The 15,918-nt window shown below is 62.3% G+C and carries 17 protein-coding genes; 8 read left to right on the forward strand and 9 right to left on the reverse strand.

All coding sequences use genetic code 11. The annotated features are described in order from the left end of the window. Positions 1-181: 181 nt before the first annotated feature. Positions 182-481 carry a DUF7526 family protein gene (locus GJR98_RS10750; RefSeq protein WP_151138275.1) on the forward strand — a complete coding sequence of 100 codons (300 nt, stop codon included), beginning with the start codon at positions 182-184 and terminating at the stop codon, positions 479-481. Between the two features lie 97 nt (positions 482-578). Here GJR98_RS10750 and GJR98_RS10755 read toward each other — a convergent pair whose 3' ends face one another. Beyond that, positions 579-1,157, reverse strand: coding sequence for a methyltransferase family protein (locus GJR98_RS10755; protein WP_151138278.1), 579 nt, complete (start codon positions 1,155-1,157; stop codon positions 579-581). Positions 1,158-1,305: 148 nt separating this feature from the next. Here GJR98_RS10755 and GJR98_RS10760 point away from each other — a divergent pair, with 148 nt between their 5' ends. The 5 genes from GJR98_RS10760 to GJR98_RS10780 all read left to right on the forward strand — a co-directional run bounded on the left by GJR98_RS10760 (position 1,306) and on the right by GJR98_RS10780 (position 5,790). After that, positions 1,306-2,205 (forward strand): 1,4-dihydroxy-2-naphthoate polyprenyltransferase, encoded by a 900-nt coding sequence (locus GJR98_RS10760; protein WP_394349872.1) that lies wholly within the window; start codon positions 1,306-1,308, stop codon positions 2,203-2,205. Continuing rightward, positions 2,205-3,227: an o-succinylbenzoate synthase gene (menC, locus tag GJR98_RS10765; RefSeq protein ID WP_151138282.1), complete on the forward strand. Its 1,023-nt coding sequence runs from the start codon at positions 2,205-2,207 to the stop codon at positions 3,225-3,227. Before GJR98_RS10760 ends, menC begins: the two co-directional genes overlap by 1 nt. A 72-nt stretch (positions 3,228-3,299) precedes the next feature. Beyond that, on the forward strand, positions 3,300-4,103 hold the full coding sequence (locus GJR98_RS10770) for an enoyl-CoA hydratase/isomerase family protein (RefSeq protein WP_151138284.1): 804 nt from the start codon (positions 3,300-3,302) through the stop codon (positions 4,101-4,103). Between the two features lie 80 nt (positions 4,104-4,183). After that, the gene (locus GJR98_RS10775) at positions 4,184-4,900 is read left to right on the forward strand and encodes a ThuA domain-containing protein (protein WP_151138287.1); all 717 of its coding nucleotides are present in this window, start codon (positions 4,184-4,186) and stop codon (positions 4,898-4,900) included. A 131-nt stretch (positions 4,901-5,031) separates the two neighbouring features. After that, a complete protein-coding gene (locus tag GJR98_RS10780) occupies positions 5,032-5,790 on the forward strand; it encodes an SDR family oxidoreductase (protein ID WP_151138289.1) in 759 nt (252 codons plus the stop codon). A gap of 250 nt (positions 5,791-6,040) precedes the next feature. Here GJR98_RS10780 and GJR98_RS10785 read toward each other — a convergent pair whose 3' ends face one another. The 6 genes from GJR98_RS10785 to gdhB all read right to left on the reverse strand — a co-directional run bounded on the left by GJR98_RS10785 (position 6,041) and on the right by gdhB (position 12,492). Beyond that, the gene (locus GJR98_RS10785; RefSeq protein WP_151138292.1) at positions 6,041-6,916 is read right to left on the reverse strand and encodes a hypothetical protein; all 876 of its coding nucleotides are present in this window, start codon (positions 6,914-6,916) and stop codon (positions 6,041-6,043) included. A gap of 419 nt (positions 6,917-7,335) precedes the next feature. Then, positions 7,336-7,803, reverse strand: coding sequence for an aspartate carbamoyltransferase regulatory subunit (gene pyrI, locus GJR98_RS10790; RefSeq protein WP_151138294.1), 468 nt, complete (start codon positions 7,801-7,803; stop codon positions 7,336-7,338). Next, positions 7,800-8,714, reverse strand: coding sequence for an aspartate carbamoyltransferase (gene pyrB, locus GJR98_RS10795; protein ID WP_151138296.1), 915 nt, complete (start codon positions 8,712-8,714; stop codon positions 7,800-7,802). The genes pyrI and pyrB overlap by 4 nt, the downstream gene beginning before the upstream one ends. Before the next feature lie 152 nt (positions 8,715-8,866). Further along, complete coding sequence (locus tag GJR98_RS10800; protein ID WP_151138299.1) at positions 8,867-10,120, reverse strand: Glu/Leu/Phe/Val family dehydrogenase; 1,254 nt, start codon at positions 10,118-10,120, stop codon at positions 8,867-8,869. Between the two features lie 110 nt (positions 10,121-10,230). After that, a complete protein-coding gene (locus GJR98_RS10805) occupies positions 10,231-11,070 on the reverse strand; it encodes an HpcH/HpaI aldolase/citrate lyase family protein (RefSeq protein WP_151138301.1) in 840 nt (279 codons plus the stop codon). A gap of 135 nt (positions 11,071-11,205) precedes the next feature. Further along, positions 11,206-12,492, reverse strand: a complete 1,287-nt coding sequence (gdhB, locus tag GJR98_RS10810) for a glutamate dehydrogenase GdhB (RefSeq protein WP_151138303.1) — start codon at positions 12,490-12,492, stop codon at positions 11,206-11,208. A 225-nt stretch (positions 12,493-12,717) separates the two neighbouring features. On the opposite strand from gdhB, the gene GJR98_RS10815 reads away from it, so the two are divergent. Both GJR98_RS10815 and GJR98_RS10820 read left to right on the forward strand, forming a co-directional pair. After that, positions 12,718-13,179, forward strand: coding sequence for a MaoC family dehydratase (locus GJR98_RS10815; RefSeq protein ID WP_151138305.1), 462 nt, complete (start codon positions 12,718-12,720; stop codon positions 13,177-13,179). An 82-nt stretch (positions 13,180-13,261) separates the two neighbouring features. Then, positions 13,262-13,696 (forward strand): DoxX family membrane protein, encoded by a 435-nt coding sequence (locus tag GJR98_RS10820; RefSeq protein WP_151138307.1) that lies wholly within the window; start codon positions 13,262-13,264, stop codon positions 13,694-13,696. On the opposite strand, the gene GJR98_RS10825 is transcribed toward GJR98_RS10820, so the two are convergent. Beyond that, positions 13,680-14,039 carry a DUF5658 family protein gene (locus GJR98_RS10825; protein ID WP_151138309.1) on the reverse strand — a complete coding sequence of 120 codons (360 nt, stop codon included), beginning with the start codon at positions 14,037-14,039 and terminating at the stop codon, positions 13,680-13,682. The genes GJR98_RS10820 and GJR98_RS10825 overlap by 17 nt on opposite strands. Before the next feature lie 110 nt (positions 14,040-14,149). Further along, a complete protein-coding gene (locus GJR98_RS10830; RefSeq protein WP_151138312.1) occupies positions 14,150-15,895 on the reverse strand; it encodes an acyl-CoA carboxylase subunit beta in 1,746 nt (581 codons plus the stop codon). Positions 15,896-15,918 lie beyond the last annotated feature (23 nt).

The following is a 15,918-nucleotide window of genomic DNA, read 5'->3' on the forward strand; positions in this document are numbered from 1 at the left end:
CGCTTGAACCCCTGCAAAAACCTGTCTTCGTGAGGGCCAGCGAACGAAGGCTCGTGAGACGCGTCGCGTCTCACGGTGGAGGGAAAAACCGCAGAATCGTAGACCTTCGACGGTAATCTGGACGGACCCAGCGTTCGTTCGAGAGCGCACCCTTCTTTCTGTTCGCACTCATTTTCCGACTATGACCGAGACGATTCAGGGCGACGTCCTCCACGTCATCCCACCAGACGAACTGGACGAACACGAACTAGACCCTGAACTCCACGCGTTAGCCGAGTCGCACTACGTCCTCGTCCTTCGGAAAGGTGGACACCCCTCGATACTGGACCTCATCTGGGCGTTCATCCGTCGGAATCCAATCGAGGCTGTAACCGTCGTGACTGACCAGCCTGCCGAAGAGGACGACGAGGTGACGCTGACTGTCGAGGAGACGGAAATTACTGGTGTCTACGTCACAGTGGACGTTGGAGTAGGCGCCTAACGGGCCGCCCAAATCGGCACCTTCGCGACCGACACGTGCGGCGTATTCAGCACACGCTCGAAAACTCGGTACTGAGTGGCGATTCCAGCGGGGCAGTTCACTCCGACCTGAACGTCTCGGCGCCGACGAACCGCGGAACCTGCCGTTTGTACGTCTGATACTCCTCACCGAACTCCTCTCGAAGCCACGGTTCCTCCGCGAACGGCAAGAGAAGCACCCACGAGACGTGTAACAGCGCCAGAACCGTAACCAAGAGCGAGTTGACAACGAGAGCGACTCCGACGATGCCGACGACCATCCCGACGTACTGTGGGTTTCGCGACCGAGCGTAGAGACCAGACGTGTGTAAGTCTCCGGAGAGCCCCATCGTCTCGTGCCGTTCGAACGACCGCTCGCTGGCGACGAAGATGACCACACCGGCGACGGCGAGGAGTGCTCCACCGACGAAACTCGACGGACGTGGGAGAATCCACGAGTTCCAATCGAAGATGGCAGTGGCGACGAGAGACAGGTTGAACACCGCGACACACCCCCAGTGAAGACGGTACTTCCACGACTTCTCACCCGGTGGCCAGAAGTGCCAGGCCGAACTGCGTATGGTCACGAGAAGCGTTCCGAGGATGGTCAGCGCCGAACTGAGACCGACGGCGAATGCGACCGATTCGGGAAGTGCCATAGCTGATGTCTGATTGTCAGTTTAATAGGTGTTCGCCCCGACAGTCGGTTCGTCGTCTCGCGTCGCCGAATGCAAAATTTGACCCTCCCCGGTCCCTGAGTAAAACGCAATGAGTACGCAGGATATCTCTCGCACCCAGGCGTGGGTGATGGCGTCGCGGCCGCAGACGCTTCCGGCGGCCGCCGCGCCCGTCTTCGTCGGAACCGCGCTCGCGGTCCACGAAGGCGTCTTCGCCCCGCTTCCAGCGCTCGCGGCGCTCGTGGGTGCGTTCCTCATCCAGATTGGAACCAACTTCGCGAACGATTACTACGACGCAGTTCAGGGTGCAGACACCGAGGCCCGCGAAGGGTTCACCCGCGTCACCGCAGGCGGTCTCATCCCGGCGGCCGAGGTGAAGCGCGCGATGTACCTGACGTTCGCTGCCGCCATCGTCCTCGGGACCTATCTCGTCTACGTCGGCGGCGTTCCCATCCTCGTCATTGGCCTCCTCTCTGTTGCCTCGGGCATCGCCTACACCGGCGGTCCGTACCCACTCGGCTACCACGGCCTCGGCGACCTGTTCGTCTTCGTCTTCTTCGGCCTCGTCGCCGTCGTCGGCACGTACTACGTGCAGGCCGTGAGCATCCTCGCGGAACCGCTGTCGATGGGTATCCCACCGGGAACCGTTCCACTCGTCGCCATCCTCGCCAGTCTCCCAATCGCGGCCATCTCCACGAACATCCTCGTCGTGAACAACGTCCGTGACAAAGAGGAAGACGCGACGACGGGGAAGCGAACACTCGCCGTTCGGTTCGGGTACGGATTCGCGCGTGCCGAGTACGTCGCGATGCTGGTGGTAGCCTACGCCGTCCCGGTCGTCCTGTGGTCCGAGTTCGGATTCGAGTGGTTCGTCCTCCTACCGGTCCTCTCGATGCCGATTGCGGCGCGTATCGCCCGGACGGTCGTCACGGAGACGAAAGGTGCAGAACTCAATCCAGCACTCGAAAACACCGGCAAGCTGCTCGCGCTCTACGCCGTCCTCTTTTCGGTCGGACTGGTCTTCGCGTGATGCGCCTCCGCGAGTTCTCTCTCGGCTTACGGCAGCCACTCAGCACTGCCAAGGGCGACATCGACCGCCGAGAGGGAATCCTCGTCGCCGTCGAGATGGGGGGCACCACTGGCGTCGGTGAAGCAACGCCGCTTCCGGGGTGGACCGAGTCCCTCGCCGAGTGTCGCGACGTACTCGAATCGGTCGGGGACCCTCAGACTGCACTCGACGATGGAACCCTCGACGAAACTCCGGCGGCCAGATACGCCGTCTCACTCGCCCTCGCGGACGCCACTGCTCGCGCAGAAAACCGCCCTCTCGCGTCGACGCTAGCCACGCGTTCACACACCTCGCTTCCGGTGAACGCGACGCTCGGTGACGCAGGTGTCGAATCGACCGTCGAGGCCGCTGTCGACGCCGTTTCGACGGGGTTCGACTGTCTGAAACTGAAGGTTGGCGCACGGAGTCTCGACGACGACATCGACCGACTCCGGGCAGTTCGGGACGCCGTCGGCCCAGACGTCTCGCTTCGGGCCGACGCGAACGGCGCGTGGGACCGTTGGACGGCAGACCGATTCCTCGATGCCGTCGAACCACTCAATCTCGAATATCTCGAACAACCACTCCCGGCGGAAGAACTCGACGGACACGCTGTCTTGCGGCGACTCCACGACACACCCCTCGCAATCGACGAGTCGCTCGCTGCCGTGTCCCCCGAACGGGCCATCGCTTCGAACGCGGCGGACGTCCTCGTCTGCAAACCGATGGCGCTCGGGGGCCCCGACCGGGTTCTCTCGGTCGCCGAACGCGCCCACGACGTGGGTGTCGACGTCGTCGTCACGACCACCATCGACGCAGTCGTCGGCCGAGTCGGTGCACTCCACGTCGCTGCCGCAGTCCCCGGGGAACGCGCACATGGGCTTGCAACGGCATCGTTCTTGGAAACTGACCTCGCTCCGGACCCCGCGCCCGTTCGAGATGGTTCGATGCAGGTTCCGGATAGTCCCGGTCTCGGCATCGACGTGGCTGACCTCCTCGACTGAACCCCGTCACCGGAACCCATCAACTCTCCACGGACCAAACGTTTTTCACGATTCTGCACGTCTGCGTCGAAAATGACCGAGGTCGAACTCGACTCCGACGCAGTGCGACTCGATATCGAAGCGGGCGTCGCCACAGTGACGCTCGACGCTCCAGCGGTACGAAACGCCCTCACCATGGAGGTTACTGCCGGTGTCCGTGAGGCGCTCGCGTCTCTCCCGGACGAGGCACGATGTGTCGTCTTCCGTGGAGCTGACGGTGCATTCTGTGCCGGCGGCGACGTGAACGCCATGCTGGAGTTACAGGCCGACGCGCTGTCGCTTCCGGACGCTGTCGACCACGTCGTCCACGACACTGCCGACTGTGTCCGCCGCGTCTACGAGTGTGACCTCCCGACGATTGCCGCCATCGACGGCGCTGCTGTCGGTGCGGGCGGCGCACTCGCCATCGCCTGCGACATCCAACTCCTCCACGAAGACGCCCACATCGGGTTCGGGTTCCGCCGTGTCGGCCTCGCCGTCGACTCGGGACTCTCGTACCTCCTCCCCCGACTCGTCGGCCGGAACGTCGCGATGGAACTCGTCTACACCGGGGAACTGCTCGGCCCAGAGCGAGCACTCGAACTCGGCGTCGTGAACCGCGTCGCTGGTGCGGACGAGTTCGAAGACGAACTCGCTTCGTTGACCGACCGAATCGCCGGCGGGCCGACGAAGGCACTCACGACTTCGAAGCGACTCTTGCGCCGTCCCGACGACTCCATCGAGGCCGCCATCGAACACGAGGCGGCGGCACAGGCCGTCATCTTCGAGACGGAGGACCACACGGAGGGTGTCGAATCGTTCATGGAGCGACGAGACCCCGAATTCGACGGACGGTAACGGAGTCGAATCCGCCTCACACGTCGGCGGATCCGTCGAGGGTCGGAGCATACTTGTCGCCACCCGGAGACGGCGAGTGTATGGTCACCGTCACCGTCTGGAACGAGTTCCGACACGAACGAGAGAGTGAAGACGTCGCCGCAGTCTACCCCGATGGCATCCACACTGTCGTCGCCGACGCCCTCCGCGAGGGAGGCAACGAGGTGAACACCGCGACACTGGACGAACCCGAACACGGCCTCTCTGAATCGGTCCTCGACGAGACGGACGTGCTCGTCTGGTGGGGCCACAAGGCCCACGACGAGGTAGACGACGAAATCGTCGACCGCGTCACCGACCGCGTCCGCGGTGGGATGGGACTGCTCGTCCTCCACTCTGGTCACTACTCGAAGCCATTCAAGCGCCTGATGGGAACCTCGTGTTCCCTCAAGTGGCGCGAGGCAGGGGAGAAAGAACGCGTGTGGACAGTCGAACCCGGTCACCCCATCGCCGAGGGCCTCCCCGAGTCGTTCGAAGTGCCACGGGCAGAGATGTACGGCGAACGATTCGACATCCCCGCACCGGACGAACTCGTCTTCCTCTCGTGGTTCGAAGGTGGCGAGGTGTTCCGAAGTGGGTGCTGCTACACCCGCGGGAAGGGCCGTATCTTCTACTTCCGGCCGGGTCACGAGACGTACCCAATCTACGAGCAACCCGAGATTCGAACCGTCCTCACCAACGCCGTCGACTGGGCGGCACCCGGTGACGGCCCCGACCCGTACTTCGGCAACGCAGACCCACTCGAAGACCTCGACTGAGGAGTCGGAATCTGTTCGTTTCGGCTTTGCTGAGGGTATGAAACTCCTGAAAAGCGATTATTTTGCTATGCAACTAATGCACACGGGACGACACTGACTGCGCACGGTGGTGGTCGGGTCGTGGTGATATCATGAAAGGAATCCAAGGAAAGGTCGCCCTCGTTACGGGTGCTGCATCCGGTATCGGACGAGAGACAGCGCTGCGTTTCGCCGAAGAAGGTTCGAAAGTCGTCGTCTCGGACGTACAGAAAGACGCTGGCGAACAGGTCGCCGGCGAGATCGAAAACGCCGGTGGTGATGCGGTGTTCCTCGATGCCGACGTCTCGAACGAAGCCGACGTCGCCCGACTCGTCGACGAGACAGTGAACGTGTTCGGCGGCCTCGACTTCGCACACAACAACGCCGGTATCGAGGGCACGGTTGGGTCCATCGCGGAGATGGACCTCGATGACTTCCAGCGAGTCATCGACATCAACCTCACTGGCGTGTTCCTCAGCATGAAGTACGAGATTCCACGACTCCTCGAACGTGGCGGTGGTGCCATCGTCAACACCGCGTCTGTCGCCGGCATGACTGGCGGGCCGAACCTCTCGCACTACTACGCGGCGAAACACGGTGTCATCGGTCTCACCCGCTCTGCCGCCCTCGAAGTGGCAACCGATAACATCCGCGTCAACGCCGTCCTCCCGGGCGTCATCGAGACGCCGATGATAGAGCGCTTCACTGCCGGGAACGAGGAGGCTAAAGAGGCACTGCTCAAGGACGAACCAATCGGCCGCCTTGGAAGACCCGAAGAGATCGCGAGCGCCGTCGTCTACCTCTGTTCCGACGACGCCTCGTTCGTCACTGGCCACCCGATGGTCGTCGACGGCGGGTACGTCGTTCCGTGAGCAGACCCCCCAGTTACGTTCTTTTTGCCCACGGGTCGGAAGTTGACAGTCTGCCGACTACGATAAGTACCCTCGGTACTGAGGTGTTCACATGGCACAACCGACGAGTGGACAGCGACGGCTCATGTTCGTCCTGTTCGCGGTGGCGACACTCATCTTCCTTCTCGGAATCGTGGTCATTGGATTCCTCTCCGGCGTGATTTGAGCGACGACCGAAGCGCAGACGAACGAACGAAGCGACTCCGTTCGGCTAGCGTGTCGCGTCTTCCGGACGGAAGGTCTTCCCTTGTTTTCCGTCTGCAGTCATCCGACGGAGCGTCGCCGCGGCGTTACTCGCGTCGTACCCGAACAGCACGTCTTTCGCGTACTCGTCTGCGACTTCGAGCGCGTGGATGAGGTCGTCTACGTCCACGTCGACGGCGTACAGTTCGATAGAGAAGTCGACGTCGTACGGGTCGAGAAGCGACACGAACCCTCTCGCAATCGTTTCGAGCCAGTACGTCGTTCCGTAGTCGATGTCGTAGAGCGGGACGACGAACTCGTCGACGTACTCCGCGAGGGCCTCGATGTCGAGGCCGGCACGACGGTAGAGGTGACCCGGGTAGGGGTCGGGATAGAGCGTGAGATAGACGCGGCCCGGAATTCGGTCGGCAGCGTCGGCGACGAACGCGGTGATGACCTCCGCACGCCACTCGAACCAGGCGTCTTCGTCATCAGCGTCTCGGCCGTGTTCGTCGGCCCACTCGCCGAACAGGCGCGTACACCGGTCACAGTGGCAGTACTCGTCGCGGGGAAACCCCACGTCGTCGAGTCGCACGTCACCGTTCGCACTCACCGCGTCGTCGATGATTTCGAGGAGGCCAGCACGGTACTTCTCGTTCGTCGGGCAGATGTACGCCCAGTCGAAGTACGTCCGGTCTCGGGTGGCGAGGTTGCCGTCGCCGTCGACGGGAACGAGGTCCGGATTCTCGTTCGCGGCGGCGTTGTCGCCGAAACACGACACCATGTTCACGGCGTTCGACAGCGGTTCTGCTGCTCGGCCGGTGACGTCTTTGACCTCGTAGAATCCGCGGTCGAACTCGGGCCAGTCGACTTCGTCTGCGTTGCGCGTGACGACCCCGTACATGCTCACCCGTTCGGGTGGCCCTCGGGTAAGTCGTTCGCTCCCGACTCTCGATGTCGCACAACAGAACGTCGATAATCGTCACTCACAGACGAGACACAGCACTCGGCCGAAAGATGGCCGAGGAGACGAACAGAACGCTTACTCTTCGATTTCGACTTCGACCGATTCACCGTCGCCAGAGAAGACGGTGTACAGAAGCGCGACGACTGCCAGGACCAACACGAGTTTGGCTTTCTTGGACATGAACTACCCTACGTCCGCCCCGCACTAAGTGATTACGACATGATTTGTTTTGGCGGTGAGCGAACCCCTCGTGTGCGCGTCGCGCTCTGTCGGTCAGTCAGTACACAGTCAGAACGAACACGGTCAGTCAGTACACAGTCAGTACACAGCAAAACGTGAACCCGGTCGACGAAGGGTTAGTTGACGGTGAGGTTGGCCGCGACTTCGTCTTCGCGGACGATGCTGTCACAGTACTCACAGCGAACGCCGTCAGAGAGGACGGTGAACCGTGCCTCGATGGGTTCGTCGGCGTTGGTGATGCAGTTGGTGTTCGGACACGAGATGATACCGGAGACGACGTCAGGCCGGACGACGCGGTTCTTCTCGACGACTTCGTAGTCGCGGACGATGTTGATGCTCGCCGCGGGTGCGATGAGCGAGAGGACGTCCACTTCGGACTGGCTCAGTTCGCGTCCTTCGACCTTGACGATGTCTTTGCGGCCGAGGCGGTCCGAAGGGACGTTCATCCCGACAGAGACCGTCTCGCCACTCGTGCCGTCGATACCGAGGATGGCGAGGACGTTGAGTGCCTGCCCGCCGGCGACGTGGTCGATGACGGTACCGTTCTGAATCTTCGAGACGCGGAGTTCGTGGTTCTCTGTCATCGGTCTTGTGAGAGGAGGATGTCCAACAGCGCCATCCGGACCGGGACGCCGTTGTGTGCCTGTTCGAAGTAGGTCGCGTGGTCGGTGTCGTCGATGTCGGGCGAGATTTCGTCGACACGTGGCAGTGGGTGCATGATTGTGAGGTCGTCGGACGCCGCTTCGAGCGTCTCGGCGTCGATTTGGTACTCACCGGCGACCTTGCGGTACTCGTTCTCGTCGGGGAAGCGTTCGCGCTGGATGCGCGTCACGTACAGCACGTCGAGCTTCGGGAGAACCTCGTCGAGTTCCGTGTGCTCTTTGACTTGCGACCCCGAGGCGTGGAGGTCGTACCGGACGTTACGTGGCAAGCGGAGGCTCTCTGGGCTGATGAAGTGCTGGCGGGCGTCGAAGTTAGTGAGCGCTTCGGCCAGCGAGTGAACCGTCCGACCGTACTTCAGGTCACCCATGATTCCGATGGTGAGGTCGTCGAGTCCCGCGTTCTCCCGAATGGTGTAGAGGTCGAGGAGCGTCTGGCTCGGGTGCTGTCCCGCACCGTCGCCCGCATTGATGAGTGGCACGTCGACGAACTCGGACGCCATCTGGGCGGCACCCTCGCTCGGGTGGCGAAGGACGAGGCCGTCGGCGTAGCCTTCGACCACACGAACCGTGTCGGCGAGGGTCTCGCCTTTCTTGACCGACGACGACTCGACCGGTCCCATATCGACCGTCTGGCCGCCGAGGCGTTTCATCGCGGTGTCGAAGCTCATCCGTGTTCGTGTGCTCGGTTCGAAGAAACAGAGCCCAAGAACTTTCCCGGCGTGCTGTTGCCGGTACGCCGCCGGATTCGCATCGATTTCTGCCGCGTGGTCGAGCACCGCCTCGATGTCCTCCCGCGAGAGGTCTGTCGCGGAGATGAGGTGGTCCTGACGCATCGATGAAGTCAGAGACCTACACCGACTTGAATCTCCCGGCATCGGTTGGCGCACTTGCTATACAAGGGTGTGTACAACGTTCCCAAACTAAGGAGCAAACGCGTGTCAGCGAGCGGACCGACAACCCAGTGAGTCGGTAGTGAGGCCGTCTCTCAGGGCCAGTTACCGCTCGACTCGTAGGCGTTGACGACGCGCTGGATGGCGACGACGTAGGCCGCAGTGCGGAAGTTCGGCAGGTCGTGTGTCTCGTAGGCGTCGACGAGATCGTCGAACGCGTTGACGATGACGCGTTCGAGCTCGTCGTTGACGCGTTCTTCGGTCCAGTAGAAGCGCTGGCGGTTCTGGACCCACTCGAAGTACGAGACTGTGACACCGCCGGCGTTGGCGAGGATGTCGGGGAAGACGTGGACGTCACGTTCGGTCAACACGTCGTCGGCACGCGGCGTGAGCGGACCGTTGGCGGCCTCGGCGATGATGTCTGCCTGTACGTCCTTCGCGAGGTCGCCGTCGATGGCATTTTCGAGTGCCGCAGGGACGAGGAGGTCGACGTCGAGCGTGAGGAGTTCTTCGTTGGTGATGGCTTCGGCGCCCTCGTAGTCGGAGACGGTTCCAGTCTCGTTCTTGAACGCTTTGACGTCGCGGGCATCGAGGCCGTCGGGGTCGTAGATGCCACCAGAGGAGTCGGAGACGGCGACGATGTTCGCGCCGAGGTCTTCGATGAGTTTCGCCGCGACGGACCCGGCGTTCCCGTATCCTTGGACGGCGACGGTGGCGCCTTCGATGTCGTGCTGGAGGTATTTGAACGCCTCACGGGCGGTGAGCATCGTCGAGCGGCCCGTCGCTTCGACGCGACCCTCGCTGCCGCCGTTGGTCAGCGCCTTCCCGGTGATGACGCCGGGTGCGGTGGTGTTTTCGAGAGTCTCGTACGTGTCCTTGATCCAGTTCATCTCGCGCTGACCGGTGTTCACGTCCGGTGCGGGGATGTCACGGTCGACGCCGATGAACGGGCGGAGTTCCTTGGCGAACGACCGGGTGACGCGTTCGAGTTCGCTCTCGCTGTAGTTCTTGGGGTCGATGACGATTCCACCCTTGCCGCCGCCGTAGGGGATGTCCACGATGGCGCACTTGTACACCATCCACCCCGAGAGGGCCTTCACTTCGTCACGCGTGACGCCCGGGTGGTAGCGGATACCGCCTTTGTACGGCCCTCGGTCACCGTTGAACTGAGAACGGTAGGCCCGGAAGAGTCCGATACTGCCGTCGTCCATCTCGACGGACAGGTTCGTTTCGAGCACTCGTTCTGGGTTTTTGAGACGCTCGATGACGTCGTCGCGCACGTCGAGGTAGGCTGCTGCATCGTCGATTTGCTCCTGTAAACTCTCGAATGGATTCGCCTCTTGTGCCATGGTCTAATACGCTCCCGGCATCCGTTTAAGCGTAGCGGAGATTTTACCATACTATAATCATAATATTCATTGGCATTGGTAATAGGTGTCAACGAATAGTCGGAGGCGTATTAGTACGATTCGTCCGCCCGGTCGAGGATGTTCTCCGCCTGCTTGATGAGCGGTGCGTCTATCATCTCGCCGTCGACGCCGAAGACACCGCGGCCTTCGGCGGCCGCTTCGTCACGGGCGCGAAGCACCTTCCTGGCCCACGTGACGTCTTCTGGGTCGGGAGAGAACGCCTCGTTGATGGGGCCGACCTGTGCGGGGTGGATGGCGAGTTTGCCGTCGTAGCCGAGTTGGCGGCCGAATCGGGCGTCTTCGCGGAGGCCGGCGTCGTCCTGATAGTCCACGTGGAGCGTGTCGATTGCGTCGATGCCAGCGGCCGCGGCCGCGACGACGACACGTTCGCGGGCGTAGAGCACTTCGGTTCCGTCGTCTGTTCGCGTCGCGCCGAGGTCGGCTGCGAAGTCCTCTGCACCGAAGATGAGGGCGACGGTATCCTCGGCGGCGGCAACCTCGTAGGCGGCCAGCACACCGGCGGCGCTCTCGATGATGGCGATGACAGGACAGTCTGTCCCTGCCTCCCGCGCCGCGTCGGCAACCCGGGTTACCTCGTCGGCGCTCGTCGCTTTCGGCACGACGAGTGCATCAGGCGGGTGTTCGCCACAGATGGCCGCAACGTCGTCGAGGCCAGCATCACCGGGGTTCACGCGAACGGTGACTTCCGCATCGGGGTCGAACTCGGGGTCAGAGAGGACGTCCACGACGGCATCGCGGGCCTCTGCTTTCCGTTCGGGTGCGACAGCGTCTTCGAGGTCGAAGACGAGGACGTCGGCACCAGCGCCGGGGGCTTTTCGCATCAGTGCGGGTCGGTCTCCGGGTGAGAACAGGACGCTCCGTCGTGGCATAGGTGGGAGTGGGGTGGTGTGGAGAGGTGAAGAGTCTAGTGTCGTCTCGACTCGCGGGGGGTCTCGTGTCGTGTGGGATGGAAAATGTGTGGCGACAGTGGGGGGGTCGCGTGACAGTGAGGGGGCGAGCCTCAGTTATGGCCAGAGACCACGGTGTTCGTGGGCGGCGGCGACGCGTTCGAGTGCGACCATGTACGCGGCGTCACGCCACGTCACGTCGTGGGTGTCGACCTGTTCGCGGACGGCATCCCACGCGCGGAGCATCTCGGTCTCCAGTTCGTCGTGGACGCGTTCGAGCGACCACGAGCGGTGATTGAGGTCCTGCAGCCATTCGAAGTACGAGACGGTGACACCGCCGGCGTTGGCGAGGATGTCCGGGACGACCGGGATACCGCGTTCTTCGAATATCTCGCCTGCTGCGGAGGTGGTCGGACCGTTCGCCCCTTCGACGATGAGGTCTGCTTGCACGTCGTGGGCGTTTTCGGCGGTCAGCACGTTGCCGATTGCGGCCGGGATGAGCACGTCCACGTCGAGTTCGAGGAGGTCCTCGTTCGAGATCGTCTCCGGGGCGTCGTACTTCATGACTGCCTCGGGTTCTTCCTCGTGGGTCGGCACGTCGTGGGTGTCGAGGCCGTCGGGGTCGTAGATTGCGCCGTTCACGTCGGAGACGGCGACGACCGTCGCACCGGAGTCGTCGAGGAGGCGTGCGGCGGGTGCACCGACAGACCCGAAGCCCTGTACTGCGATGGTGGTGTCCTCGATATCCCATCCGAGGTAGTCGATAGCTTCGCGTGCGATGATGGCAACCGAGCGGCCGGGGGCCGTGTCACGGCCCTTGCTACCACCGACGACCGGTGGCTTCCCCGTGACGACGCCGGCCTGCGTCTCGCCTTCCTGCATCGAGTAGGCATCCATGAACCACGCCATCGTCTGCGCATCCGTGCCCATATCGGGCGCCGGGATGTCTTTCGTGGGGCCGATGACGGGGCGGAGTTCTTCCGCGAAGCGGCGGGTCAGACGCTCTTTTTCGTCCGTCGAGAGGTCCTTGGGGTTGACGACGATACCGCCCTTGCCACCACCGAATGGGAGGTCCATCACGGCACACTTCCACGTCATCCACATGGAGAGGCCGATACACTCGTCTTCGGTCACGTCCGGGTGGAACCGAAGGCCGCCTTTGTAGGGGCCACGGACGCTGTCGTGCTGTGCACGGTAGCCAGTGTAGACAGCGGTGGTGCCGTCGTCACGTTCGAGGGGAACAGAGACGCGAGTGACCTGATTCGGGTGATTCAGGCGCTCGATGACACCGGGGTCAACGTCGAGGTGTGCTGCCGCACGCTGGAGTTGTCGGCGTGCTGTTTCGAGGGCTGTCTCTTCCGTCGGTTCGTCGTCTTTCGCGTTGGATGATGCTGCAGATGCCATGGTGCATTCGTGCCGGTTTCTCGCCGGCGATGCCGGTCGGCCCGGTTGCTGTCGCACACGTCCACTGGACCGCAGTTTCGAGGTGTCCAGTGAGCGCTTTCGCGACTCTCGATTGTGGATAATTATAATGGTTGTTATCTGCTTATGCTCGAGGCAATAGTTGTCACGGCACGCGGACGGTGTTCGACCGGCACGATTTTATCATGGTCTTACACAACCTCGGACATGACCGGTCTGTACTACGAGGAGTTCGAAGTCGGCCAGACCATCGAACACGAGAAGCGCCGTACCGTCTCGGAGTCGGACAACCAGCAGTTCTGTGATATGACGATGAACCAGCAACCGCTGCATCTCGACGAGCAGTTCGCGTCGCAGACGCAGTTCGGCGAACGACTGGTCAACGGCCTCTACACGATGAGTCTCGCGGTCGGTCTCTCGATTCCCGACACCACTGACGGGACTATCGTAGCCAACCTCAGTTACGACGACGTCTCGCATCCAAACCCGGTGTTCCACGGCGACACGCTCTGCGCGCAGACGACAGTCCTCGACAAGCGTGAGACCTCCGACGGCGAACGCGGTGTCGTGACGATGAAACTCGAAGTGTTCAACCAAGACGACGACCTCGTCTGCGAGTTCGAGCGAACTGCACTCTCGTTGAAGAAAGCGAACGTCGAGTCCGAGTAACTCGGCCGACGGTCTCACTCCCTCGACGCAGCTGTACCGATTCCATCCGTACCGCTTTCTTTCCGGCGTCACTAGGTCAGTCATGGATGTCGCTGCCCTCTCTACTCGCCTCTCGATGGTCGCGTCTCGCGCCCCCCGACCGGTAGCCATCGCCCGAGTCGGCCTCGGGTCGATGGTGTTCGCTGCTGGTGTTCACAAACTCCTCGACCCACTCGCGTGGACGGTGTACGTCGTCGACTGGCTCGTACCGTTCCTCGTCGTCTCGCCCGTCTCGTTCATGCTCCTCAATGGGGTGTTGGAACTCGGGTTCGGCGCGGCCATCGTCGCCGACAGGTACACCACGTTCGCGAGCGCCGTTGCGGCCGTTTCACTCACTGCGACCTGTCTCTACCTCGCAGTCGTGTTCGTCCTCGAAGGGGGCTTATTCGGTGACGTGCTCGCTCGCGACATCGGCCTCGCAGCGCTGGCGTGGGCTGTCTTGGTCGATTCGCTCACCCGGACTACCCGAACAGCGTGACGAGGATGAGCTGGGTGTTCATGAGGCCGGCGATGCCCCACGGAACGGCGACGCCGATGGGTATCGCTGCTCGGTAGCGTTTCGGGAGACTCACCCACGCCACGAGCGCGACGGTCAGGACGACGACTTTCAAGAAGAGGAGCGACCCGACGACTCCCAGGGTCGGGATGAACGCGAGAACGACTGGGTTCAGTTCCGCCAGTCCGCGGCCGAGTCCGTACAGTGTGGTCAGCACGTCGAGTACCAACGCCAGCATAGTCACGACCCACAGGATGTGGTCGTCAGTGAGGATGTGCGAGATGGTGGAGGAGGGCGTGTCGACCTGCGGGGTTCCATGACTCATTGTAGGTGCACCAGAGTGCGATACACCTCCAATCGGGCGCCGTCTACCTCAGTATCGACTGCATAGGCCAATTATCGAGAAGTTTCCCGTCGAAAAAACAGAGGATTAACTCAGAGAATCGTTCCGTGCTTCTTGTCTGGTAACGACTTCTCGACAGAGGCGTAGAACTCGAAGCGGTTGACGAGTTCGTCACGGAGCGACGACGGCGGGACGATCTCGTCGATGACGACTTCGCTCGCCATCCGGTGGACGTCGATGTCTTCGCGGTACTCCTCGCGGAGTTCGTCTTCGCGCGTCTTTCGTTCGTCTGGGTCGTCGATGGCCGCGAGTTTGTTCGCGTAGACTGCGTTGATGGCGGCCTCCGGGCCCATGATGCCGATTTCGCCCGACGGGAGTGCGATGACACTGTCTGGGTCGTAGGCGGGGCCACCCATCGCGTAGATACCTGCGCCGTAGGCTTTGCGCACGATGACGGTCTGTTTCGGCACCGTCGCGGACGACGTCGCGTAGATGAACTTCTTACCCTTCTCCAAGATTGCGTCTTTCTCGACTTGCGACCCGGCCATGAATCCCGGCGTGTCACAGAGGTACAGCAGTGGAATCTCGTAGGCGTCACACGTCCAGATGAACTCGGCGGCCTTCTCGGCGGCGTCGGGGAAGATGGCACCCGAGCGCTCTGTCGGTTGGTTGGCGACGATGCCGACCGGCCGACCGTCGATTTTGGCGAACGTGGTGACAATCTCCTTCCCGTAGTCGGGTTTCAGTTCGAAGACCGACTCGGCGTCGACGATGCGCTCTATCAGGTCGTGAACGTCGTAGGGGCGGTTCGGCGACTCGGGAATGAGTTCGTCGATGCCGTCCGGAGAGAAGCGAGGGGGCTTCGGTTCCGACCGCGGTGGTTTCTCGCCGGCCTTGTCCGGGAGGTACGTGATGAGTTGGGAGACGAGTTCGCGGGCGTGTTCTTCGTCGCGGGCGACGAGGTCGGCGCTTCCGGACTCTTGGGCGTGCATCTGCGCGCCACCGAGGTCCTGCATCGAAATCTCCTCGCCGGTGACCATCTTCACCATGCGCGGTGAGGCGATAGCCATCGCGGACATACCCTCGACCATGACGGTGAAGTCGGCGAAGACAGGTGTATACGCCGCGCCGGCGATACACGGGCCGTAGAGGACACAAATCTGAGGGACGTATCCCGAGAGCATCGAGTGGTTGTAGTAGTACTTCCCGATACCCTCGCGGTTAGCGAAGAAGCCAGACTGTTGGTCGATGCGTCCCCCTGAGGAGTCCATCAGATACAACACCGGTTTGCCAGTCTTGAGGGCACGCTGTTGCATCCGAAGGAACTTCTCGACGCCGCGACGGGCCATCGACCCCGCTTTCACGGTGAAGTCGTTGGCCATGAAATGGAGGTCACGACCGTCGAACTCGGCGGCACCGGTGAGGAGGCCGTCGCCCGGCAGTCGCGTGTTCGGGTCTCCTTCGTCGACTTCGGGTGAGTTCTCGTGCCACGAGTCGAAGTTAGCGAACTTGCCGTCTTCGAACTTTAACCCGTCCGGGAACCAGAGGTCGAGGCGGTCACGGACGAACAGTTTGCCCGATTCGGGAAGTCGGTCTTTGTACTTCTGTGGACCGCCCCCGAGGATGTCGGCAATCTCCTCTCGGAGTTTCTCCTCTCGCTCGGTCGGTTCCATGTCGTCGTCGAGCGGGAAGGTGTCTGCGGGTGGTTCGGCGTTCGCGACAGATTCCTCGCCGTCACCGACGAACACGTCTACGTCCGTTGCGAGATGCCGCGCCAGGGCGCTCGCGATGGCTTCGGCCTCTTCGCCAGTCGCGCCGTCGCCGATTCTGACCTTCATACGTTGGGATGTGGCACCGTATT

The sequence above is a fragment of the Haloferax marinisediminis genome (assembly GCF_009674585.1).
GTDB lineage: Archaea > Halobacteriota > Halobacteria > Halobacteriales > Haloferacaceae > Haloferax > Haloferax marinisediminis.

Excerpts from the sequence above, each read along its gene's own strand:
- GJR98_RS10800 (WP_151138299.1), bottom strand. The coding sequence starts at position 10,120 with ATGGCACAAGAGGCGAATCCATTCGAGAGTTTACAGGAGCAAATCGAC.
- GJR98_RS10785 (WP_151138292.1), bottom strand. The coding sequence starts at position 6,916 with ATGTACGGGGTCGTCACGCGCAACGCAGACGAAGTCGACTGGCCCGAG.
- pyrI (WP_151138294.1), bottom strand. The coding sequence starts at position 7,803 with ATGACAGAGAACCACGAACTCCGCGTCTCGAAGATTCAGAACGGTACC.
- GJR98_RS10755 (WP_151138278.1), bottom strand. The coding sequence starts at position 1,157 with ATGGCACTTCCCGAATCGGTCGCATTCGCCGTCGGTCTCAGTTCGGCG.
- pyrB (WP_151138296.1), bottom strand. The coding sequence starts at position 8,714 with ATGCGTCAGGACCACCTCATCTCCGCGACAGACCTCTCGCGGGAGGAC.
- GJR98_RS10805 (WP_151138301.1), bottom strand. The coding sequence starts at position 11,070 with ATGCCACGACGGAGCGTCCTGTTCTCACCCGGAGACCGACCCGCACTG.
- GJR98_RS10815 (WP_151138305.1), top strand. The coding sequence starts at position 12,718 with ATGACCGGTCTGTACTACGAGGAGTTCGAAGTCGGCCAGACCATCGAA.
- GJR98_RS10750 (WP_151138275.1), top strand. The coding sequence starts at position 182 with ATGACCGAGACGATTCAGGGCGACGTCCTCCACGTCATCCCACCAGAC.
- GJR98_RS10820 (WP_151138307.1), top strand. The coding sequence starts at position 13,262 with ATGGATGTCGCTGCCCTCTCTACTCGCCTCTCGATGGTCGCGTCTCGC.
- GJR98_RS10825 (WP_151138309.1), bottom strand. The coding sequence starts at position 14,039 with ATGAGTCATGGAACCCCGCAGGTCGACACGCCCTCCTCCACCATCTCG.
- GJR98_RS10780 (WP_151138289.1), top strand. The coding sequence starts at position 5,032 with ATGAAAGGAATCCAAGGAAAGGTCGCCCTCGTTACGGGTGCTGCATCC.
- GJR98_RS10760 (WP_394349872.1), top strand. The coding sequence starts at position 1,306 with ATGGCGTCGCGGCCGCAGACGCTTCCGGCGGCCGCCGCGCCCGTCTTC.
- GJR98_RS10830 (WP_151138312.1), bottom strand. The coding sequence starts at position 15,895 with ATGAAGGTCAGAATCGGCGACGGCGCGACTGGCGAAGAGGCCGAAGCC.
- GJR98_RS10770 (WP_151138284.1), top strand. The coding sequence starts at position 3,300 with ATGACCGAGGTCGAACTCGACTCCGACGCAGTGCGACTCGATATCGAA.
- gdhB (WP_151138303.1), bottom strand. The coding sequence starts at position 12,492 with ATGGCATCTGCAGCATCATCCAACGCGAAAGACGACGAACCGACGGAA.
- GJR98_RS10775 (WP_151138287.1), top strand. The coding sequence starts at position 4,184 with ATGGTCACCGTCACCGTCTGGAACGAGTTCCGACACGAACGAGAGAGT.
- menC (WP_151138282.1), top strand. The coding sequence starts at position 2,205 with ATGCGCCTCCGCGAGTTCTCTCTCGGCTTACGGCAGCCACTCAGCACT.